The organism is Barnesiella sp. CU968, from assembly GCF_905219685.1.
In the GTDB taxonomy this organism is placed as follows: Bacteria; Bacteroidota; Bacteroidia; order Bacteroidales; family Muribaculaceae; genus Lepagella; species Lepagella muris_A.
The window spans coordinates 1-22299 of the sequence record NZ_CAJMXD010000007.1 but is presented as its reverse complement, the minus strand read 5'-3'; the positions used below and the strand labels follow the sequence as shown (position 1 = coordinate 22299).

The window sequence follows — 22299 nt, the reverse complement described above, 5'->3', positions numbered from 1 at the left end:
CATTCTTAAGCAAATGGACATTACACAATATGGTATAATTGAATAACGACAATCTTATGGCTGATATAATTTGTCGATGGAGAAATGGCACCCCTAAAACTGTGGTGGAATTAGTGAACTCAATGCCGCATGAAGTAATGTCCTCAGACCGTTTTAGGGATATTATGTCAACACAATGGGATGGCGACTTTTTTAGGACGCCATATCAACTGGCGTGTCAACTGGGACTGTATTATGAATCCGAGGACGGATATTTCCATCCACGGTTTGATCATGATATAACTACAGAAGAAGCTGAAAAATATCTGTACCATTGGCTTCCACGGTACTATATACCGAATCCGTATATCAGTAAAAAAGGATTTAACGACATTGAGTGTCCCACGTTCTTCTTGAGAACGCTATATGAATATGTGAAGGCACATCCGAATTGCAATTATCATGATGCCTGCCTCGCATGTTTCAAAGAAGAAGCAAAGAATAATGATGACATAATCCGCAATTACATCAACAACTATTCTCGCATTCTGACATTTTCTTCAGAAGGCAAACTAAATATAACAGACATAGACCCAACCCCAATAATATATCGAATGGACAGATCTGATAAACAAAGTTTTTTCGATAATTTCAACAACGAAAAGAACGAAACCTTAAAGCCCATAGCAGAATCACTCCAGCAAATCTTCTATGGAGCCCCCGGTACCGGCAAATCACACACCATAGAGCAGATGTGTTCTACTTACGAGAATTACCGTACGACGTTTCATCCTGATACTGATTACGCTTCGTTTGTCGGGTCATATAAGCCTATCACTGTCAAAACCGATGTGCGCGATATGGCTGGGCACATTGTCTATGAAAATGGGAAAGCCGTCAAGGAAAGTCGTATTGTTTACCGCTATGTAATGCAGGCATTCCTTAAGGCTTATGTTGCCGCTTGGCGTGAGCAGCAGAACGTTGAGCCGAAGCCGGTATTCCTCATTGTCGAAGAAATCAATCGAGGTAACTGCGCACAAATCTTCGGCGACATATTCCAATTGCTCGATCGCAACGCAGCCGGCTTCTCCGACTATCCCATTGTGGCTGACGATGATCTCGCGCAGGAACTTAAAGAGATTCTTAATGGGTTCAACATACCTAAACATAATGCAATCAATGCACTTTACAAAGGCGGTAAGGATGTCGTCGGCATGGTTAAGAACGGTGAGTGTCTGCTGTTACCCAACAATATGTATATTTGGGCTACAATGAACACGAGCGACCAGTCGCTCTTCCCCATTGACTCTGCCTTCAAACGTCGCTGGGATTGGAACTATATCAAGATCAAGGATGCTGGTGAAAACTTCAAAATCGTTTTCTCAAACGGCAATACATACGATTGGTGGGACTTCATCTCATCTATCAATGAGCGCATCGAGGGCGGCGAGATTCAACAGGAGGATAAGAAGCTCGGCTACTTCTTTGCAAAGGCCAATGGCAAAATCATTACGCCAAAAGTACTTCTCTCAAAAGTCCTGTTCTATCTCTACAATGACGTATTTAAGGACTTTGGTCTTGACGAGGACTTCTTCAAAGACGAGAATGGGGGAACTATGTCATTTGCATCGTATTTTGACGAAGCCGGAAATGCTGAAGAAGACAGAATAGAACGTTTCGTTTCAAACCTCGGTCTTCAGCCCGAGTCCTCGAATTATACAGACGTACTAGATGAACTAACAGTCAATGGTAAGAAGATGCGGTATATCACTGATGCAGTATTTGAAATACTTAGCGAAGCTGCAAAATCGAATACATCAGAAGCCATTTTCGACGCAGTAGATGAAATATTTGCTGATCGCGATGATGTTGTCAAATCCATTGATAATCCCGACTCATACGAGAAGGAAAACCGTTGGAACAAGACTCCGATTATTGCTAACGACAGCACTACTTTTGTTGTAAGCAATCAATGGCATAGAGGCGAAATTCAGCAAGTTAAAGAGCTTGCCAAATACTTTAGTATCCCTTTTGATTCTTCCACTGTGAAAGATGATGAAGATGATAATGTCCCGGCTGGGACTATCAATCCCAAGCTTTCAGTCACCTTCCCCAAAAACGGCAAAACATTCAACACCGGAACGCAACGAAGCATATATATCAACTCGCTTATCGAAATCGGACTTGAAAAGGTTGAGGGAGCCTTTGATAAGAAGAAGTATACACTTCCTCGAGTTACAAAAAAGCCAGTTACCACGACCGATTCTGCGCGTAATTACGTGAAAGCAGATAATGAATGGTACGTTCTATGCGGACCTGATACTTATCCTTATTATCCCGCATTAGAATTCCTTAGTTCAGAACTTGATCTCGGTCTGAAAATTGAGCATAAATGAAACTGCTGATTGAGGGGTATCCGTACCCAATAGGACTGTTGCAAGAGCTATTCCCCAATGTCGATGAACTCGACGTGGTGAACGGTGTAGCCTCCGTGAACTACGTTGGCTACTACTATTTTGCATCCAAGGGCACGGCAGTATTCATCCTTCCAAAGGTTGTTCTTAATCAGCAGGATAAGGTTTTCAATCATTATAACCCTGAAGATATAATCAACCTAACAGATACCGGTAATCCACTCTCGCAAGGAGAGCGTCAGTTTATCTACGGCTTGTCGGTATGGATTTACCGTGCAATAGCCGTCTACTACAACTATTGCCGCAGCCATAACATTGATCACACCATCGTCCGCAAACAAAGCGCGATAAAGGTTGGAAAGAGCAAGCGTCGCACAAGCAATACATTCCTTGATATCATCCTCTCACTCATTGAGTTTAATAAAGAGAATAGCGATTGGTTTCTCTTTATCCTAAAGAATATACATCGTGGTTTTAACAAAATCAACTGGAGTAGAACCATCAACAAATCGCAAGTTGTAATTCAAGACAGTCAGCCTGTGTATATCAATCCCGTCACCAAACGGCGCGAGGTGAACTTTGACGAAGAGTTGCTTGTCATATTCTTCTCTATACTCCATTACATCAAAAAGGAATATGGTTTCCCGGTTGAGATAAACTTCAACTACGACCTAATCACCGGCAAGCGATTTGAAATGTATCTGAACAAGGGATTCGGTGTGCGTCGTCTCCGTAAGATCAAGTATAAATATTTCTCCGATAAAGCTCTTCGTTTGTGGGAACTGTGCTATGCTTTCTTTGAGCAATCGAAGCAGGTAAAAATCAATGCACAGCTCAACGAATTTCTACTCGTCAAAAACTTCAATATCGTTTTTGAGGCGATTATCGATGAGCTTATTGGCGACCACGCTTTGCCTGACCGCCTGAACAAAAAACAAGCTGACGGCAAGGAGGTAGACCACTTATTTATATGGGATAGCCTGACGGCATCGGATGAAGAGAAGAAACGTGTGTATTACATTGGTGACTCCAAATATTACAAGCAGAAGAATAGAATCACCGAAGAGTCAGTGGCTAAACAATACACCTACGCACGAAATGTTATTTCATGGAACCTAAATCTTTTCTTCGGAGATGATGCGGAGGACCGCGACCTCGAAACTGACTTCTGCCTTCGAGATGAAATCACAGAGGGTTACAATGTAATACCCAATTTCTTCATCAGTGCAACAGTTCCCGATAACCTTTCATATGGAGATTCCATTGAGGTGACAAAGAAATCAGCACAGACATTTACCTCACAACAGTTCCGAAACCGTCTATTCGACCGCGATACACTCCTTATCACTCACTACGATGTAAACTTCCTTTACGTTGTATCACTTTACGGGCGCAATAATGCCGCGCAAAAGCGAGGCTGGCGTGACAAGGTGCGCAATATCTTCCGCGATAAGATCCGGCAGGTACTCGAGGACAAATACAATTTTTACGCCATGCAAGCCAAACCGGGAGTAGTGGCTCCAGAATACATAAAATCGCATTTTCAGGATGTTTTAGGAAAAGTCTACCGTCCTTTTGGCAAAGAACATATTTATGCGCTTGCCCTTGATAACAACGAGCGTTACGCGAAAGAGAATGCCTCCCTAAGATCACAACTTTCAGAGTATTTTGACATCGTAGATTACACACTTGGAAAAGATCCGACTACCGAGCTGCCAAAGTATTCCAGTGTCTTATCCGTCCAGCCGTCGCTTAGCAAGAATGGTGTATTTATGGTGATGATGGAGAATTACGAGGCGAAGTCTCTTAAATTTTACAATTCCGGTAAACTTGCCGTCCCTGTCCATTACACAGCTGACGGGATGGAGCTTATCAATAACGCCGCTTCTATCGGGTCGGTACTGTTCCATACTCGTAAGCCAGAAGGTCAGCATCTCTTTCGTCTTATAGAAGATGTGCGTTTCGTTCCGAAATCGCTAATACCCAAAGGGTATTATCTCTCTGTGCAAAACCCCACACCGCGTGATACGGGAGAAGATACCGTATTCCTCTATGCCCTCCTCAGTATTGATATGAAAAATGAGTTTGATTCATCAATGCTCAACTGTCAGAATAAACCCTTTGCATCACAGAAGGAACGATACGATGCCCAATACTCAACTCTCGATGATCTTTCCGTATAAAATATAACATCAATCATAAATTTCTTTCACCATGGATCTCAAAGAATTTGCCCAGGAGTTCAAAGAAAGCGCCGCGATCGCTGTTGAAAACAGCGGCAATGACCTCGACCTTGAACTCGCGAGCAGTATCCTCGAATATCTTGAGGATAATGGTGAAGTCAATGTGCCTGAAATCTGTGCCTTCAAAAAAACGCGGGCCAGGATAACGGCCTATGACTTCAATTCCGAAGCCGAGTCGCTGGATCTTTTTTACTTCATCAAGGCCGACACGCTTCTTGGCAAAATCAACAACTCAAAAGTTCACCAGGGCTTCAACTATCTGTCTGCATTCTTCCGTGAAGCGATGGACGGTTCGCTCTTGCGCACCCCCGGAATTGAAGAAAATGATGAGATTGTCGAGGTCGCAAGACTTATTCAGAGTACCAAAGGCAATATCAATCAGCTTCGCCTCTATGTTATCACCGATGGTCTGACCGACCCATCGGCAGAAATATCTTCGGTAGAGTCCGAAGACAACGAATATATCATCGAGTATAATATTTGGGATATGCAGCGTGTATATCAGCAGCATAATATACGCGCCGGGAAAGAGAAAGTAGAAATCGACTTCCCTACCGAATACAATACCGAGCTCCAGTGCCTAAAGATGAGCGAGGAAAATCCGTATGTAGATGCATATATGGCAATTATTCCTGGCATCACTCTCGCTAATATTTATAAAAAATACCAGCAGGTCCTCCTTGAAAAGAATGTTCGTACATTCCTTCAGTTCAAGGGTAAGGTAAACCGTGGAATACGCAAGACACTGCGCGAAGAACCGGATATGTTCTTCTCATACAACAATGGTATCTCTACCACTGCAACGGAGATAGAATTTAAGGAAATCGACGGAGTGCTTTATATAACCCGTCTCTATGACTGGCAGATTGTCAACGGAGGCCAGACAACCGCTTCAATCGCAGCATCTCTTTCTGACCGCGATGTGGACCTGTCAAAGGTTTTCGTGCCGATGAAAATCAGCGTTATTCTTGATGAAGACAATCGTGAGACGATTGTCAAAGCAATCTCGACAACCTCAAACAGTCAGACCGCAATCAAGAACTCTGACTTCTCGGCCAATGAGCCTTACCTCATTGACCTTGAAAAGTTCAGCCGTTCAGAGTGGGTTCCCAATGGCAACAACAAGCCAGTCTGCAAATGGTACTTTGAGCGCACACGCGGTCAGTACCTCGATCAGCTCGCGCAACTCAGCGGCTTCAATGAAAAAGCATTCAAACGTGAGTATCCAAAGTCGCAGAAAATCACAAAAACAGATATTGCCAAATATATGGTTGCTTGGAATATGCAGCCGTACAACGTATGTCGTGGAGCCGAGAAGAATTACACGTTGTTCGTGGCGGATGTAAAACGCGACGGAACTCTCGTTACGACAGCCTACTTCAAACATCTCATCGCAAAGGCAATCCTCTTCACGACCATTGATTCAATAGTTCGCTCAAAGAAGCTTGGTGGCTATAAAGCCAACATGAACGCCTATATTATGGCGGCAATCTCCTTCCTTTCAAATAAGTCTCTCGACTTAACATATATTTGGGAGAACCAGCGGGTACAGCAGGAGGTAGTGGATAAGATTGAAGAACTGATACCTCTCGTATGGAACCATCTTACCGGCAGTTCTGCTTCGGGTGCCCAGTCATCCAACATTAATGAATGGTCAAAGAAACCGGAATGCTGGAACAGGCTGAAACTAAAACTCGAAGACTACGAGCGCTTCGGGGATGACCTTATGCAGCCCGAAACAAACGAGGATGGCAGTTCTCTTAATGAGACACAACGTTCTCGTATAAAAGAGGCTGACGAATTCGATCCAAACTTTTGGTTTGGACTTGCTAACTGGGCCAAAACAAGGAATCTACTTAGTCCTCTTGAAAGAAAAGCCGCTTTCAATTTTGGCACGATGCGCTCTCGCAACCGGTCGATGAGCTCACTGAAACAGGCACAGTTCGCCTTGAAGATTGTCGCAAAGGCGAAGGAACTTGGCTACATTGGATAATATCATGGCAACAGAACGCAAAAGAAGTGCGAAAAAAACGTTGCGGGTTACTTTCCCCTCCGGCAAAGTAATCTGTTACAACAATGCCACGTCCGTCATGATAGACGTACTTAAGGAGATTGGCTCGCAACGTTTTCCTGAAATAACCCTTGAAATGGCTCACTATCCATTGCTGTCGCAAGAAGATAACCCCAAATTCAAGGGCTATATGAAACCTGTTTGTGACGGATGGTTTCTCAACACTCAATCAAATACGGACACCAAGTATATACAAGTCAAGGCTATCAGCACACTACTCGGATTAAATTTGAAAATTGAAATTGGCTCTGACTTTGAGACTGAAGACAACCCCTATAAAGGGCAATCTACGCGCTCAAAAATGAAGCTTCTTGTAAAATTGCCCGACGGTGAATTTATCGGTAACGAGAAGTCGACAGATACATTTCTTGAGACCATCTGGCACATCGGTGCCGAAGATATTTGCCGAAAGGAAATTGACTGGCGCGGCTACCCGCTGATAACCCGATACAAGCGTTTTGATAATCAGGTACAGGTCGATACAGCTCTTTGGATTACAGTCCCAACTACGGCCAAGGACATGGCGAAATTGCTTAAAATAGTAGCCATGTACATGCATGTCAATATTGAAGTAAGTCTGATTTAATGAAAATTTCGAGCATAGAGAAACATAACGATTCCCTTAGAACGCATCAAATTGAGGCTAAAGCCAAGATTTTTGATGCGTGGGAAACTTATGACTCCGTTATGCTTCAAATGCCGACAGGAACAGGTAAAACATATTTATTTACGTCGCTTATCAATGATATTATCGTGGCTTATAAAAAAGAGAGGGAAGAAATTAACATTCTGATTGTCGCCCACCGCAATGAACTTTTAGAACAAATTTCTGCCACTCTCAGCCGCTTCGGCATACCGCACGGCTTTATTCAAGGCTCACGTGAACAGACGTTCTGGCATCGTGTTCAAGTCGGTAGTGTAATGTCTTTGCTGACAGACAAAAACTATTATAATATTCAGCGTCAGAAATTCGATTTCATTATTGTTGACGAGGCTCATCATTCATTAGCAAAAACTTACGTCGATTTATTCAATCTTTTCCCTGCTGCAAAAAAACTGGGAGTAACTGCCACACCATGGCGACTTAATCATGAGTCTTTTCTAAAGCTGTATCAGACAATAATCTTGTCGCCTCAGATTTCCTGGTTTATAAACAATCATTTGCTTGCAGATTTTGATTATGTCTCCATCAAGCCAGACTCGGAAATTCAGAGACTTGTCAACAATTCGGAAATAGCTTCTACCGGAGATTTTTCCAATGAAGACATGGATAACACCTTCAATAACCAACGCATCCGCTCGAAGTTGTTTGAATCTTACCAGCGCTTTGCGTCCGGAAAAAAGGGCATTATTTATGCCATTAACAAGAAGCACGCTGCCAATATTGCAGAACTCTATTGCAGACATGGTGTCGCCGCAGTTGCAATAGACTGTGACACGCCTAAAGATGAGCGCGAGAACTTAATCGCCTGTTTCAAAGCCGGTGAGATAAATGTCCTCGTCAATGTTGATATTTTCACTGAAGGCTTTGATTGTCCGGATGTTAATTTCATCCAGCTGGCTCGTCCGACGAAATCCTTGGCACTTTTCCTCCAACAAGTTGGTCGCGGACTCAGAATCGCGGACGGTAAAGAAAAAACAATCATCCTTGACAATGTGGGACTCTACAACTATTTCGGGCTCCCTGATGCGGACCGAAAATGGAAACATCATTTTGTCGGAAAGGATGACGTTGAATCTGAACCATCCAAGAAATCACACATTAAGCAAGACGATACTTCATATTACGTATTCGACGAGTCTAAATTTGACGAGGACAATGAGCAAATGATAATTATCCGGGGGGCCTTTGATGAAACGGCTTCCCATGATTCCTCCAATATTGAGTCAATTAAGTCAAGCCGGTTGATTGCCCGGGATTTTGCCCTTAGCGATTACTATCTTGTTGTCGGGCATAAGGAAAAATTTAAGATATTTCCTTTTGTAATGAAACGTGGCAAAAGAACCGACTCAGTTGGGAAATGCGTCTATGAATTTGACTATGAAAAGGGATCTTTTACATTCACGGATAATCCCGTACATAATTTTGATATCTTGTCAAAGGATATAAAACTAAAGACAATTTTCGACTTTATTGCCCTCAGACTGAGATTACCATCAGCCTCATTGATGTGTTTAGATTCGCTTGCAGAGTTATCTGGGACAGCACCCGATAAGGAGCTTCCTCTTTTTAATGTCCTCGAATTAATCTCTAAAATTAAACCTCAGCAAAATATATAATCGTTATGAATACTAATACATACAATTGAAAATGAGCGAATTTGACGAGTATATAGTCCACGGTGAGCCGGGACAGAAGGAAAAGGCTGATGCTTGGCAGACTGCAATAGGTCTTCAGGATGTGGATGGGTTGAAGGTATCGACCTATCTGCTTGATACTGCGCGTCAGCATATAGAGGGTGACATTACCATTGATGACGTTCGAGATCGCATCAAGGCTTACTATGAGACAAAATCCGGACATGATGCTGTGGATGAAGAAGGAGACAAAGCTTCCGTCAACATCGCAAAGATTCTCAATGAACCGTCATTCGCATTCTCTTTAGTTGGGCTTACATCTATTCATCGGCGTATCTTTGATGGTGTATTCAAGTTTGCCGGACAGCTGCGAAAGGTCGAACTCAGTAAAAAGGAATGGGTACTTGGAGGAAATGCCTCAGTAAGCTACCAGCCGGCTATCGACTTACGCGAAGCTATAGAATATGACCTGTCTCGGGAGAAAGAGTTTGACTATTCTAATCGTCCAATGGCGGAGATTATCAGGCATCTGTCTCAGTTCATTGCGGACCTATGGCAAATCCATCCTTTCCGGGAGGGAAACACTCGCACAACTGCGGTATTCCTCATAAAGTATCTCCGCTCGATGGGTATTCAGGCAACCAACGATATGTTCAAGGAACATTCATGGTATTTTCGCAATGCTCTCGTCAGAGCGTCTTATAAAGGGCTCAATATCTCGCCTACAACAGAGTTCGTGGAGCGATTCCTCCGCAATGTCATTCTCGGCGAAAAGAATGAACTACGCAACCGTGACATGCTTGTCGTAGCATCCCTTCCAACTTCAACAGGCCAAGGTATCACTTCGACTATCCCAAAGTCTCAATTTGATACTTTGAATTGTACTTTGGAAGAGTTAGCTGTAATAAAGGTTATTGAAGAAAATCCCCAAATCACCCAGACTGAGATTGCTAAATCCATAAAGAAATCAGCTTCTACAGTCAAGCGCATTACCTCTAACCTCGTCGAGAAAGGAATCATTGTCCGTCGCAACGGTCGTCGCAACGGCTGGTGGGAAATATTGGCAAAATAATGAATTGAGATTTTTATGTCAAAGAAATTTGAGATACGAAATAGCACGACGGAGTTTCTGATCTTCCAAATTGAGGGGAAGGAGTCAGGTGTGCAGGTGATATACCATGACGAATCTGTATGGTGTACGCAGAAGGCTATGGCGCAGTTGTTTGACTGCTCTTCTGACAACATAGGACTGCATCTGAAGAATATATACGAGACCGGGGAGTTGAGGCAGGAGGCAACTACCGAGAATTTCTCGGTAGTTCAAACCGAGGGCGAGCGTCAGGTTGACCGCTCGCTGAAATTCTATAATCTTGATGCTATTATATCGGTTGGTTATCGGGTGAACAGCACCCGTGCCACGCAGTTCAGGCAGTGGTGTACGTTCATTTTGCGGCAGTTTGCCATCCGAGGATATGTGATTGACAAGAAACGGATGGAAAACGGTTCGTTTATCGGAGAGGACTATTTCGAGCATTTGTTGGCTGAGATCCGGGAGATTCGCCTCAGTGAACGGCGGTTCTATCAGAAGCTGACGGACATTTACGCTACCGCCATCGACTACAACCGAGATGCGCCAACCACCCGAGTGTTCTTCAAGAAGGTTCAGAACAAGATGCACTATGCTGTTCATGGTCATACAGCCGCCGAGCTTATAGTGGAACGAGCCAACGCCGAGAAGGAACACATGGGTCTCACGACATGGGAGAATGCTCCTGACGGGAAGATTGTAAAGCCTGACGTAAGTATCGCCAAGAACTATCTCAAAGAGGTGGAACTTGCCGACATGGGACGGCTTGTCAATGCCGTGCTTGATATGGCAGAGCGTATGGCTCAACGCCATATACCCATGACAATGGAGGACTGGGCGAAACGAATCGACATAATTCTTGAAGCGTCCGGCGATGCCGTTCTGACCGATGCCGGCAAAATCACCGCTGAATTTGCCAAAAGCTTTGCAGAATCGGAGTTTGAGAAATACCGCATAATCCAGGACAAGCTCTTCCAGTCCGACTTCGACCGCTTCAATAACAACAATCTTATCCCTTTAGACATAGAATAACAATTCCATGACATACAAAGCTAAATATCAGGAGCTTGTTGAGCTATCGCACAGCGATANTCCAATGATAAGAGNACAAGCGGATGCGTGGCTTGTCAGTATTGGCCTGCAAGATGCGGCAGAACTGAAGGTGTCCGCATATTTGCTTGATTTGGTAATCAGTAATGTCAAAGGCGAGATTTCTCGTGATGAAGTGAGTCAAAGATTAAGGGAGCATTATGGGGATAATTTATATGATGAATCCCAAAACTTGCTTGATGGAGGTTATGAGATTTTACCACCCGATTCTCCGAAGATAAAAGAGATAGAGGATTACAACCGTAAACTCCGTCCGGCTTTGTATGCAGAACTTGATAAAAAGAGGAATAGAAGAAAGTTAGAATGAAAGCATTGACATATACGAAGCCGGGACGGTTTGAGCTGATTGAGAAACCGAAACCGGAGATTTTGAACCCAAAGGATGCCGTGGTGAGGNTGACTCTTTCGAGTATCTGTTCATCGGACCTTCATATTCTGCATGGGGCTGTGCCTAAGGCAGAGATCGGCATTACCGTTGGGCATGAATTAGTTGGTGTCGTTGAGGCGGTCGGTTCGGAAGTTGCCAAGGTTAAGCCGGGAGACAGGGTTGCCGTGAATGTGGAGACGTTCTGCGGCGAGTGCTTCTATTGCCGGCGGGGTTATGTTAACAACTGCACGTCGGGCGGTTGGATGTTGGGCTGCCGCATTGATGGCGGTCAGGCGGAATATGTCCGTGTGCCGTATGCCGATAATGGCCTTACTCCGATTCCCGACAACGTGAGCGACGAACAGGCTCTGTTTGTCGGCGACATTCTTGCCACGGGCTATTGGGCTGCCAAAATTTCCGAAATTTTCGAGGAAGATACCGTGCTGATTATTGGTGCAGGACCGACCGGTTTATGCACGCTGGAATGTGTGCAGCTGTATCAGCCACATAATATAGTCGTTTGCGAGTCTGACAAGAGCCGCCGGCATTTCGTGCGCCAGCATTATCCAAATGTCAAGGTAATAGAGCCGACAAAATGCCTTGATTTTCTCAAATCGATTACTGATGGTTGTGGTGCCGACCGCGTGATTGAGGTTGCCGGAGGTGAAGATACTTTTGAACTCGCATGGCGATGTGCCCGACCTAATGCCATCGTCACGATTGTAGCCCTCTACGAGAACGAACAGATATTGCCACTGCCGTGGATGTATGGCAAGAACCTTACGTTCAAGACAGGCGGCGTCGATGCCTGCGACTGCGACAAAATCATGCAGCTCATCTCCGAAGGTAGGATTGACACCACCCATCTGATAACCCACCGCTTTCCCCTAAGCCGCATTCAAGAAGCCTACGACTTATTCTCAAGGCGAGTGGACGGTGTTATCAAAACCGCCATTTATCCGGATTGAGACGGCATCCGATTTGAACTGAAAGAAGTTCAAATCAGATGCACAATTATCAGAACATCGCCGACAGTTATAAGCGGATTCTCTTTCAGCCAACGGCTGTTTTCATGAAACTCCAAGTGGAGGTCAGATGCGTATTGTATTTTCATATTTCCTTATTGTTAAGTTGTTAAGCGAGAGGACTTACCTTCTCAAGCTTATTCCATTTAGTGTTTTCGACTATTTCCTTGATAACAACCTTGCCGACTTCGTCCGCATAAGGGAGTTTCATCTGGCTACCGATGTCATCGCCCTGCATATATCGATACGCATAAGGGGTAATCTCTACGTAGTCGGTTTCCTTCAAGATTCCGAGAATATGATCGACTTCTCCCAATTCAACCGAGATTCCGGCATCAGACAATCCTATGACAGCTCGGAAGCAATCATCAAGATTCCAATAGCTACCGGTGCCGACATAAAAATGCCATTGACCATTGGTATAAGTAGGGTACAGGTGAACTCTCGCATACACCACATCAAAGCCGTGATAAGGTGAGACATCGGACTTCCATCTTCTGAAATCATCCTCAGAATCAAGATTATATTCTCTTGTCTCATGCCCTTTGCTTGAATGCCTGAAGACTTCGATATCATCTCCCGACATCTTGCCATATACAGCTTCGTATGCTATACGCCAATAGTGCATATATCGTCTGATGGTCATCTCAGAGAACAGAGTAGGCTCGACCTGATTCTCATATATGTTAATTACCCGAAGTATATCGATTCCGTCATAGCTATTGTCAGGAATCAAAGAGTTCAGGACTGACCTCTTTATCAACCCTTCTCTCCGGTAGTAACTCAAATATTTCTCAACATACGAATTATATTGTTCGGGCGCAGACAAGATGTTGTCAACGAGTCCGGCAACATACTTCTCGATTTTTGAGAATATTCCGACGAGTTCATCCTCATAGAAACAATGGCGGGAATTACAATCATCCTTGTCACAAAATACATGATGGTCATAAGTGTCTCCGGTGATATAGAGATAATGGCGATCCTTATAGGTTGATACCGACAACCTATACCACTCCCATCTTTTACCCTTGACCTCAAACCAAAGACTTCTCCTCTCATCATCGCCCATAGGAGCCAGACGACTCATCGAGCCATGTATGCTGCGTATGATATCAGCACACTTCCCCGAAACGACGGTCACATCAAGACCGCGACTGTCGAGGAGGTAGAGGATGTCTGACTGAGTCAGAGCATTTTGGCGATATAATTTCTTTTGATCATTAAACTTCATTTTCATTCGAGTTATGCGTCATAAGACGCGATTATTGAAATGTGTGTCCGCAGCTAATCGCGATGGAGAAGGTTATATCGGTTTGGACACAAAAAAACGACTGTCGGGAAGCTTGGTAAGGACTTTCCGACAGTCGTTATATCTCAGTAGTCTGTATTTGTAGACTAACTTATGTCAGTTGGGTTACTGAAACGAAACGGTCGGACAGCTCTGTAATATGATGTGCCTGTTGTTGACGGCATAAGCACACATGCATTGCGTTCAAAGCCTTTTAAGCTTTGAATACCTTTGATGATTAGTATGTTACAATGCTGTCTTGCCATTTGTTTCTTTTTTGTGGCCGCAAAGTTAATACTTTTTCACAAATCCACCAAATAAATTTTTCACAAGCGACAGAAGTATGATATACTATACTTTATTCGACCAATTTCAATACCAACTATAATAGAATGGTCGAAAGTATGATTTATTATACTTTCGTTTGGCTGTTTCAGAAATTCTCCTTATTTTGCGAAAAAAGTTTATTATGTCAGACTATGGAACTGATGGATATAATGAAACAGCGTAGGGAAATCCTTTCTCTGACCCAACAGGACCTTGCGGAGATGGCGCAAGTCGGGCTTGCCACGATCAAGGACATTGAGCGAGGCAAGGGTAATCCTGCACTTAGCACCGTGAAGAAAATTCTTGATGTACTCGGCATTGAGATTGAATATCGCATAAGGCAGACAGTATGAAATAGCTTGAAGTTTATTTCAATGATATAAAGGCAGGGATTCTTTCAGAACAGCATCCCGGAACCGGGTATTCTTTCCAATATGATGAGGAATATCTCAAATCTGCCATGCCACCTATATCGGCAACTTTACCAAAGAAAGTCACAGCATATAGTTCCGAACATCTATTTCCATTTTTCTCAAATATGCTTCCTGAGGGAGCCAACCGTCGCGTTATATGCCGCGTCCTGAAGATTGACGAAAATGACTTTTTCGGACTACTTGAAGCGATGGCAGACAGAGATTTCATAGGAGCCGTAAATGTAAGGAGGATAAAAAATGATTGAAATCTTTCCGAGAAGATGAAACGCAACTACGTCCGCATCGTAAACGAACGGATAAGCCGCTTCAACAGAATATCCGAATAATCTCACCTAATAAAACCGTAATGAAATGTCTAAAGCTAAATTAAAGAAACTGTTATCGACTCTTTCAAAAGAACAGGTAGTTGATATTATGCTCCAGTTATACGACGCGAGCAAGGAAGCAAACGCATGGCTTGAATTCTATATAGAGCCCAATAGCGATACAGAACTTGAAAAGTACAAGAAAGCAATCCGCAGCCAATTCTACGGACGGAATGATTGGCCTAAAGATCCAAGTTTCAGAGAATGCAATAAACTGATAACCGCGTTCAAGAAACTTATACCAGATCCTCATGCTATTGCAGATTTGATGCTCTATTATGTAGAGCAAGGATGTAGCCTGACTGCTCAATATGGCGATTACGACGAACCTTTTTACACCGCTCTTGAAAACAATTTCAACAAAGCAGTCAAATTCATATCTTCCAATGGATTGATGTCAGATTACAGTCTCCGTATGCAACGTATGATTAAATCAGTGGAATGTTGTGGCTATGGCTTTCCCGATACATTGTGGGACATCTACTACGAATATGCTGAAGACTGATTGAATTCTTTTTAATTACTGTCCGCTAAACATTTTTTGAGCGATTGAAAAAATAGGGCTGATTCCATTTGCAGGAGTCAGCCCTTTATGGTTACTTTGGTGTCGCCAAACAAACCATTATAACCATGAGCAAAAGTAGCAATTTCCTCGGACAGCCGACGCAACGGCACGGAAGAGTGGATAAAACAGCTTAGAATCATTGATTCCACAACCATCACGCTGTTCTCCAATGCTATTTTCAAGGGAGTCGGACGACATCCCAAGACCGGCAAGAAGAAAGGGGGTATCAAGGTGCACTCTGTAATACACGCCAACGAGGGCGTTCCCTGCGATGTGCAGTTCACTTCGGCAGCGACAAACGATTCATTCATTCTTGCTCCGAGTCATTACAGCCATAATGATATAGTGGCACTTGACCGCGCATATATCAACTATGCCAAATTTGAGGAACTTACAGACAGAGGCGTGGTATATGTCACCAAAGTGAAGAAAAACCTCAGCTACGAGATTCTTGTGGACTGCATGTATCAGAATTCGCAGGGGCATATGGAGTACCGTGAGCAAGTAGTGGTGTTCCGTAAAAACGGCATCAACCACATTGCCAGGATTATCACATACGTTGACATCAAGAAAGGCAAGAAACCTAAGCTTATATCGCTTCTGACCAACGACTTCGACATGCAATTGCAGACAATCGTGGCAATATACCGCCGCCGGTGGCAGATTGAGTCGCTTTTCAAGCAGATAAAGCAAAACTTCCCACTGAGATACTTCTACGGCGAAAGCGCCAATGCCATAAAGATCCAGATATGGGTAACACTCATAGCAAATCTGCTGCTCTCGGTCTTACAAAGCACCTTGCAAAGGCGTTGGAGCTTCTCTGGACTGGCTACAATCGTCAGAATTATTCTGATGTATTACCTAAATCTCGAAAAGTTCCTCAATCAGCCTGATGCAGACCTGAAAATCATGCTTGTCGAAGCAGCAGAATCACCACCTAAAGATACTGAAAACTGCTGAGGGGGCTTGTCATATACAAAAAGTAAGCCCAACTTCTGGCATGCAGGAAGTTGGACTCACCTTTTTATAGTTTAGCGAACAGTAATAAATCTAAATATGTCAAAGCTATATGATGACGTCAAGAAACAAGAAGTGCAGATTGACGACCTGCAAAAGACTGTTACCAACCACGGCACTCGCATCGAGACCCTCGAAACCAAGGCGAAGGCAACACCGCCGACACAAGCAGTCAATCAAGGGCCGATAACGGTGAAATTGCCCGACAATATAGCGACCAATGAAAGCATCGGCAAACTGATTGATGAGAAACTATCGGCAACCTCAACCGATGGCACACTCAAAAAAGTCATGGAGCAACTGCCGGGTAGCCTGTCGAAAGGAGTTGCGGATGTGCTGTCTGACAATCTGGGAGATAAGGTCAAGGACGCTCTTTATGAAGGATTCCGCAGGGAGTTTGCGTATGAGCGAAGAAAGCTCTATGACGTAGTGAACGACATGCGCTACAAAGCTCAGTCGATAATCTGGGGGCAATGGTGGCGTGCAACCCCACATTGGGTCTATACCATCTTTGCGGTTCTACTTCTCGCCGCCGGAGGTTTCGGTTATGGATTCTTTTATCTGTTGAATCAGAACAGCCGACTTATCGAAACCGAATGGCTCTACCGCAGAGAGCGTACACTCTACAAGAGCGAAAAAGAACTTCAACTCCTATTGAATCACGAAAAGGATTTCTTCACAGGAACGACCCATGAGCAGGACAGCATCAAAGACGTAATCCGCTACTGGGAGCAAAAAGGAGATTTCGACAAGACTTTCCTCTACTTCAACCCATCCGAAGATTAATTCCAACGCCGCCGAGAGCCACAACCCTCTCGGCGGCGTTTTGTCTATAATTGTCTGACATCATTGTCGGTAGCTGCAAAATTTATCCTTGTTTTGATTGTAATCTCAGATTTTATATGTAACTTTGCGTTTAACATCAAAGAATTGTAATCAGTAAGCAAAACAAGTGATATGGAATCACAGAAGATAAACAGGATAAAGATTGCGTTAGTTGAGAACGGTAAAACCGGCAAATGGCTTGCCAAGCAAGTCGGTAAAAATGAAGCTACCGTCTCCCGATGGTGCTCCAATAAAATGCAGCCCTCTCTTGATACGCTTGTGAGGATTTCAGAATTACTTGATATTGATGTCAAGGACTTAATCGTAAGCAATAAAGCATAGTCATGGACAAGAAAGAAATATTTGACAGAATTGAATATGTAGTGGCATGTGTCGGAGCTTTCGCACAGAGGCATCAGCTCTCCAACATGCAGGCCTACGCATATCTGCGCCGTTTCACGGGCATAGATTTCCTTCTTGATTGCTATGCCGCCGAACACACCCTCTCCATTGACGATGCTGTCTCCGACCTTCAGGTCATTTGCCAACGGGAAGGAGGCAAGATATGATACGCCTCTATCACGGGTCAAACGTAGCCATTGAGCATATTGACCTTTCGCGCAGTAAACGTGGCAAAGATTTCGGGCAAGGCTTCTATCTCAATGCCAATCCGGATCAAGCCATGGAAATGGCAGTCCGGACAACTCGATTTCTCAGCGAAGGGGTCGCTACTTTATCGTGCTTTGAGTTTGATGAAGACGAAGCGAAAAGGAACGGGCTTAACATAAAGATTTTTCCTGATTATTCCGAAGAATGGGCGGAATTTGTGGTGATGAACCGCAAGAACAACTCCGATGTTCCGGCTCATCCCTACGACATTGTTATCGGGCCTATTGCCGACGATACTGTTGGCGTTCAGATTCGCCGTTTCATAATGGGCTATCTGTCGGCATCTGCATTGGTCGAAGAACTGAGATTCAAGGGCGACCATGCTGTACAATACTTTTTCGGCACACCCAAAGCCATACAACTCTTAAAACGCATCGAATTATGACACAAGACATGCAGTTTCAAATAGAATGCCTTGCGGCAGAACTTGCCGAGATGCTTATGGCGGAATATGGCTGGGACATACACCGCGCCCTCGACGAACTATATTCATCAACCACTTTCGCCAAGCTAAACGACCCGGAATGCGGCCTATACTACCAAGGCGCAGTATATATCTTCCAATTCCTCAAATCCGAAATCGAAACCGGCAAAGTCGCATAAAATTATGGCAAAGAAAACCAAATCATACTCACAGGTGCAGGCTACCGATGCTTTGGAGCATCTTGGTCAGCACGGCACTTCGGCGTCGGAGTTCATTTATGACCTCCTGCGCATCTTCGCCGGATATGGCGACGGTCAGATACGCCGTACCAAGGACGGCCCCGGCAATCTTGCTAAAGATGGCGAGACAGTCCTTATCAAGAATCTTGTCGCTTATCGCGAAGCCGTTGTCAATACTCTCGACGGCGATTGCTCTAAGATGTACGATGTTATCAACGCCATGCGCGATGATGCGAAGATTGCCAAGCACTCTCCACGACTTTACATCACAAGCAACGGCGTTTTTGTTGTGGCATACGACCCCAAGGAAAACGACTGGTACGAGAACCGCATTGACCTTCTGTGGAAAGACTTTGAATTTTTCACACCGCTTGCCGGTATTGAAAAAATTCAGTTCACAGCGGAAGCCGAGGCCGACGTTAAGTCAGCCGAGTTGATGGCGAAGCTCTTTGATGATATTCGCCGCTACAATGATATCCGCGACCCTCAGACCGTTCATGCGCTCAACGTGTTTATGTCGCGTCTGCTTTTCTGTTTCTTTGCTGAGGATACCGGCCTTTTCCCCGAAGACAATCTCTTCACCAACACGCTCCGTACTCACACCAAAGAGGACGGCTCTGACCTCGGAGAGTTTATCGACCGTGCTTTCCTTGCCATGTCGACCAATGACTCTGCAGTGCTTTCCACTTTGCCGAAGCTCTACGAAGTATTCCCATACGTCAACGGCGGTCTGTTCCACGACCGTTATCCCATCCCCGTGCTTTCTCGCCGTGCCCGCACTCTGATTCTCAACTGCGGTGAATACAACTGGCGCGAAATTAACCCCGACATATTCGGCTCGATGATTCAGGCGGTCGTTACCCCTGAACACCGCGCAGGTCTCGGTATGCACTACACATCGGTGCCGAATATCGAGAAAGTGATACGTCCGCTATTCCTCGATGCACTCGAAGAAGAATTTGAGGCTGCTTGCGCCGAGGCCCGCGAAAAAATGTCAAAGAAAGCGAACAACGACCGTGCTTCTCAACGCTTGCGCAATCTGCTAAACCACCTGTCAAACATCAAATTCTTTGACCCTGCCTGCGGTAGCGGCAACTTCCTTATCATCACCTATAAGCGACTGCGCGAGCTTGAAATCCGCATCTGGAAAGCGATGCGTGAGATTACCGGGATGGCATTGCTGCCATTCCCAAACATCACTCTTACGCAGTTCTACGGCATCGAGCTCGACGAGTATGCTGCCGAGACCGCAACGCTCTCCATGTGGCTCGCCGAACATCAGATGAACGTCAAGTTTCAGGAAGAACTCTTCGTCCTCCCCGAAACCTTGCCGTTAAAGCAATCCGGTCATATCGTCTGCGGCAACGCCTGTCGCCTCGACTGGAATACCGTATGCCCCCATACTCCCGAAGAAGAAGTCTACATCATGGGCAATCCGCCATATCTTGGTAGTAAACTTCAAGAGGCGATACAGAAAGATGATATGAAAGTAGCTCTTTCTGATGTGAAAGATAAAAAAGGCGTAGATTATATAGCTGCTTGGTTTTGGAAGGGCGCAAAATACATTAAAGAGTCAAAAGCAAAGTATGCTTTTGTTACAACGAATTCAATCAGTCAAGGCGAGCAAGTTGCAATGCTGTGGAAGCCTATCTTTGACCTTGGACTTGAAATATTCTATGCAAGGACCTCTTTTAAGTGGAGTAACAATGCCAAATACAATGCGGCAGTAACTGTTGCTATCATTGGCGTTGGAAATAAAAACAATATTCAGAAACTCTTGTTTAATGAGCAAGAGAATAAAGCATATAAAGTTGACAACATCAACCCTTATTTGTCTGCCTCTGACAATGTAATTGTCGCTAAAACATATAATATACCCCACGGGTTACCTAAAGCTGAATTCGGTTGTATGCCTTATGACAATGGGCATCTTTTACTAAGTGAGTCTGAAAAAAATTCTTTGCTTGAAAAATATCCCGAATCGGACATATTTATCAAGCGAATTATGGGTTCGCATGAATTTCTTAACGACATACGTAGATATTGTCTTTGGATTGATGATGATAAACGAGAAGAAGCAGAAAACATCCCTCTTTTAAGAGAAAGAATAGCCGCAACGAAAGATTTTCGCCTAAACGAGAGTAAAGACGGGGCATCATTAGCTAACCGCCCTCATCAATTCAGAGAGCATTATGTTATTAATGAAGATAGCAAGGGGAAAGTAATTATACCTTCCGTTTCTTCTGAACGACGGATATACATCCCAATAGGTTACGTTGATAAAGATACTGTAATATCTAATCTGGCTTTTGCCGTATATGGAGCAGAGAAGTGGCTATTTGCATTGTTGACTTCAAGGATGCACAATCTTTGGGTTCGTACAGTTGGTGGTAGACTAAAAACCGATTATAGATATTCAGCTACGCTCTGCTATAATACTTTCCCATTTCCGAAACTGGCAACAGCCGAGAAGGAGGAACTGGAGCGTCATGCGCAGAACATCCTCAATACTCGCGACGAGAACTTCGACATGACGCTCGGCGAAATGTATAATCCGGAATCCATGCCGAAGGAACTGCGCGACGCGCACCATCAGCTCGACCTTGCCGTGGAGCGCATATACCGCCCCGAGCCGTTCACTTCCGATGAAGAACGCCTCGAACACCTTTTCAAACTCTACGCCAAAATGACAAAAAAATGAATATTCCCTTTTCTCAAAGATACGGTTATATCAAGCCTGAAAATGTATTCATTAGAGAAAGTTTAACAGGCTCAATTTTAAATTCAACATATAACTTTATACAGAACTTATTTCATGAGCAATACATTCCTTACGATTATAGTGATCTTCATGGTGAACTATGGTTAAAAGTTTTAAATCTACGTATTGATCAGATGGGGCCAAGCATAACTGACTTAATTTTAGATGAGAGAAATCCTTGGTATGAACGAATTGATCATTTGGAATGGTTAATCAATTATATCCGTTCTTACATAAACGACACTAACAAAGGTTTTACTCCAGTTTATGTGATGAATTGTAATAATGCTCTCGACCGCCATTTACTATGGCTTAATTCTGAGTTTGAAAGACACAACTACGCTTATCGGATCATAAATGATGTTTTTATAGAAACCACATCATCATCTGAAATGGCAGTGATTCAGGAATCTTTGGCTGAAGCTGATGCTAATTCTGTCACTCATTTGCAAGAAAGCCTTAAACTGCTATCTCCTAGTAATCAGGAGTTGAGTACACGCAATGCAATAAAAGAAGCCATAAGTGCAGTTGAAGTAACCGCTCGCCAAATAACAAACGCTAGTACTCTTGATGAAGCATTTAAAAAGTTGAGAGATATTCATCCAATGATAAAACTCTCAATAGAGAAACTTTATCATTATACCAACCAAAAGGATACCGGGATAAGACATGGTTGGATGGAACAAAGTGATGAACCGACCATCAACGAAGCAATCTTTGTACTTGTTACAAGTTGCTCCTTTATAAATTATCTCAATAAAGTATATTGTAATTCAGAACATAAATGA

18 protein-coding genes and 2 pseudogenes are annotated in these 22299 nt (G+C 43.9%); 19 read left to right on the top strand and 1 reads right to left on the bottom strand.

The genetic code is table 11. The features are described from left to right. Nucleotides 1–164 precede the first annotated feature (164 nt). The 8 genes from JX312_RS00730 (at nucleotide 165) to JX312_RS00695 (ending at nucleotide 12537) form a co-directional block, all read left to right on the top strand. Nucleotides 165–2375, top strand: a complete 2211-nt coding sequence (locus tag JX312_RS00730) for an AAA family ATPase (RefSeq protein ID WP_204456560.1) — start codon at nucleotides 165–167, stop codon at nucleotides 2373–2375. Beyond that, a complete protein-coding gene (locus JX312_RS00725; RefSeq protein ID WP_123406163.1) occupies nucleotides 2372–4576 on the top strand; it encodes an LlaJI family restriction endonuclease in 2205 nt (734 codons plus the stop codon). Before JX312_RS00730 ends, JX312_RS00725 begins: the two co-directional genes overlap by 4 nt. Before the next feature lie 31 nt (nucleotides 4577–4607). After that, nucleotides 4608–6629: an AIPR family protein gene (locus tag JX312_RS00720; protein WP_123406161.1), complete on the top strand. Its 2022-nt coding sequence runs from the start codon at nucleotides 4608–4610 to the stop codon at nucleotides 6627–6629. 4 nt (nucleotides 6630–6633) lie between these two features. Beyond that, nucleotides 6634–7293: a hypothetical protein gene (locus JX312_RS00715; RefSeq protein WP_124096787.1), complete on the top strand. Its 660-nt coding sequence runs from the start codon at nucleotides 6634–6636 to the stop codon at nucleotides 7291–7293. Beyond that, nucleotides 7293–8987 carry a DEAD/DEAH box helicase gene (locus JX312_RS00710; protein WP_123406157.1) on the top strand — a complete coding sequence of 565 codons (1695 nt, stop codon included), beginning with the start codon at nucleotides 7293–7295 and terminating at the stop codon, nucleotides 8985–8987. Before JX312_RS00715 ends, JX312_RS00710 begins: the two co-directional genes overlap by 1 nt. A 31-nt stretch (nucleotides 8988–9018) precedes the next feature. Next, complete coding sequence (locus JX312_RS00705; RefSeq protein WP_123406155.1) at nucleotides 9019–10077, top strand: Fic family protein; 1059 nt, start codon at nucleotides 9019–9021, stop codon at nucleotides 10075–10077. Between the two features lie 15 nt (nucleotides 10078–10092). Continuing rightward, the gene (locus JX312_RS00700) at nucleotides 10093–11124 is read left to right on the top strand and encodes a virulence RhuM family protein (protein WP_204456558.1); all 1032 of its coding nucleotides are present in this window, start codon (nucleotides 10093–10095) and stop codon (nucleotides 11122–11124) included. A gap of 381 nt (nucleotides 11125–11505) precedes the next feature. Next, entirely contained in the window at nucleotides 11506–12537 is a 1032-nt protein-coding gene (locus tag JX312_RS00695; protein WP_204456556.1) for an alcohol dehydrogenase, read from the top strand. Between the two features lie 166 nt (nucleotides 12538–12703). On the opposite strand, the gene JX312_RS00690 is transcribed toward JX312_RS00695, so the two are convergent. After that, complete coding sequence (locus JX312_RS00690; protein ID WP_124030975.1) at nucleotides 12704–13828, bottom strand: hypothetical protein; 1125 nt, start codon at nucleotides 13826–13828, stop codon at nucleotides 12704–12706. 536 nt (nucleotides 13829–14364) lie between these two features. Here JX312_RS00690 and JX312_RS00685 point away from each other — a divergent pair. The 11 genes and pseudogenes from JX312_RS00685 (at nucleotide 14365) to JX312_RS00635 (ending at nucleotide 22299) form a co-directional block, all read left to right on the top strand. Next, nucleotides 14365–14565: a helix-turn-helix domain-containing protein gene (locus tag JX312_RS00685; protein WP_123406145.1), complete on the top strand. Its 201-nt coding sequence runs from the start codon at nucleotides 14365–14367 to the stop codon at nucleotides 14563–14565. Nucleotides 14566–14582: 17 nt separating this feature from the next. Next, nucleotides 14583–14891: pseudogene (locus JX312_RS00680) on the top strand (HipA N-terminal domain-containing protein); the annotation flags it as partial. 106 nt (nucleotides 14892–14997) lie between these two features. Beyond that, a complete protein-coding gene (locus tag JX312_RS00675; protein WP_123406141.1) occupies nucleotides 14998–15516 on the top strand; it encodes a DUF6155 family protein in 519 nt (172 codons plus the stop codon). Nucleotides 15517–15657: 141 nt separating this feature from the next. Continuing rightward, nucleotides 15658–16536: pseudogene (locus tag JX312_RS00670) on the top strand (IS4 family transposase); the annotation flags it as partial. A 96-nt stretch (nucleotides 16537–16632) separates the two neighbouring features. Continuing rightward, on the top strand, nucleotides 16633–17379 hold the full coding sequence (locus JX312_RS00665; RefSeq protein ID WP_204456554.1) for a hypothetical protein: 747 nt from the start codon (nucleotides 16633–16635) through the stop codon (nucleotides 17377–17379). A 171-nt stretch (nucleotides 17380–17550) separates the two neighbouring features. Then, nucleotides 17551–17760, top strand: a complete 210-nt coding sequence (locus JX312_RS00660; RefSeq protein WP_204456552.1) for a helix-turn-helix transcriptional regulator — start codon at nucleotides 17551–17553, stop codon at nucleotides 17758–17760. A 2-nt stretch (nucleotides 17761–17762) separates the two neighbouring features. After that, a complete protein-coding gene (locus JX312_RS00655) occupies nucleotides 17763–17987 on the top strand; it encodes a DUF3791 domain-containing protein (protein WP_204456551.1) in 225 nt (74 codons plus the stop codon). Beyond that, nucleotides 17984–18472 carry a DUF3990 domain-containing protein gene (locus tag JX312_RS00650; RefSeq protein WP_204456550.1) on the top strand — a complete coding sequence of 163 codons (489 nt, stop codon included), beginning with the start codon at nucleotides 17984–17986 and terminating at the stop codon, nucleotides 18470–18472. Before JX312_RS00655 ends, JX312_RS00650 begins: the two co-directional genes overlap by 4 nt. A gap of 8 nt (nucleotides 18473–18480) precedes the next feature. After that, a complete protein-coding gene (locus JX312_RS00645) occupies nucleotides 18481–18690 on the top strand; it encodes a hypothetical protein (protein ID WP_239653748.1) in 210 nt (69 codons plus the stop codon). Nucleotides 18691–18694: 4 nt separating this feature from the next. Then, entirely contained in the window at nucleotides 18695–21451 is a 2757-nt protein-coding gene (locus tag JX312_RS00640) for a DNA methyltransferase (RefSeq protein WP_204456548.1), read from the top strand. Beyond that, nucleotides 21448–22299, top strand: a complete 852-nt coding sequence (locus JX312_RS00635) for an AbiJ-NTD4 domain-containing protein (protein ID WP_204456547.1) — start codon at nucleotides 21448–21450, stop codon at nucleotides 22297–22299. Before JX312_RS00640 ends, JX312_RS00635 begins: the two co-directional genes overlap by 4 nt.

Bases quoted from the DNA above. Each gene is read 5' to 3' on its own strand.
- JX312_RS00730 (WP_204456560.1), top strand. From the start codon at position 165: ATGTCAACACAATGGGATGGCGACTTTTTTAGGACGCCATATCAACTG.
- JX312_RS00725 (WP_123406163.1), top strand. From the start codon at position 2,372: ATGAAACTGCTGATTGAGGGGTATCCGTACCCAATAGGACTGTTGCAA.
- JX312_RS00720 (WP_123406161.1), top strand. From the start codon at position 4,608: ATGGATCTCAAAGAATTTGCCCAGGAGTTCAAAGAAAGCGCCGCGATC.
- JX312_RS00715 (WP_124096787.1), top strand. From the start codon at position 6,634: ATGGCAACAGAACGCAAAAGAAGTGCGAAAAAAACGTTGCGGGTTACT.
- JX312_RS00710 (WP_123406157.1), top strand. From the start codon at position 7,293: ATGAAAATTTCGAGCATAGAGAAACATAACGATTCCCTTAGAACGCAT.
- JX312_RS00705 (WP_123406155.1), top strand. From the start codon at position 9,019: ATGAGCGAATTTGACGAGTATATAGTCCACGGTGAGCCGGGACAGAAG.
- JX312_RS00700 (WP_204456558.1), top strand. From the start codon at position 10,093: ATGTCAAAGAAATTTGAGATACGAAATAGCACGACGGAGTTTCTGATC.
- JX312_RS00690 (WP_124030975.1), bottom strand. From the start codon at position 13,828: ATGAAGTTTAATGATCAAAAGAAATTATATCGCCAAAATGCTCTGACT.
- JX312_RS00685 (WP_123406145.1), top strand. From the start codon at position 14,365: ATGGAACTGATGGATATAATGAAACAGCGTAGGGAAATCCTTTCTCTG.
- JX312_RS00675 (WP_123406141.1), top strand. From the start codon at position 14,998: ATGTCTAAAGCTAAATTAAAGAAACTGTTATCGACTCTTTCAAAAGAA.
- JX312_RS00665 (WP_204456554.1), top strand. From the start codon at position 16,633: ATGTCAAAGCTATATGATGACGTCAAGAAACAAGAAGTGCAGATTGAC.
- JX312_RS00660 (WP_204456552.1), top strand. From the start codon at position 17,551: ATGGAATCACAGAAGATAAACAGGATAAAGATTGCGTTAGTTGAGAAC.
- JX312_RS00655 (WP_204456551.1), top strand. From the start codon at position 17,763: ATGGACAAGAAAGAAATATTTGACAGAATTGAATATGTAGTGGCATGT.
- JX312_RS00650 (WP_204456550.1), top strand. From the start codon at position 17,984: ATGATACGCCTCTATCACGGGTCAAACGTAGCCATTGAGCATATTGAC.
- JX312_RS00645 (WP_239653748.1), top strand. From the start codon at position 18,481: ATGCAGTTTCAAATAGAATGCCTTGCGGCAGAACTTGCCGAGATGCTT.
- JX312_RS00640 (WP_204456548.1), top strand. From the start codon at position 18,695: ATGGCAAAGAAAACCAAATCATACTCACAGGTGCAGGCTACCGATGCT.
- JX312_RS00635 (WP_204456547.1), top strand. From the start codon at position 21,448: ATGAATATTCCCTTTTCTCAAAGATACGGTTATATCAAGCCTGAAAAT.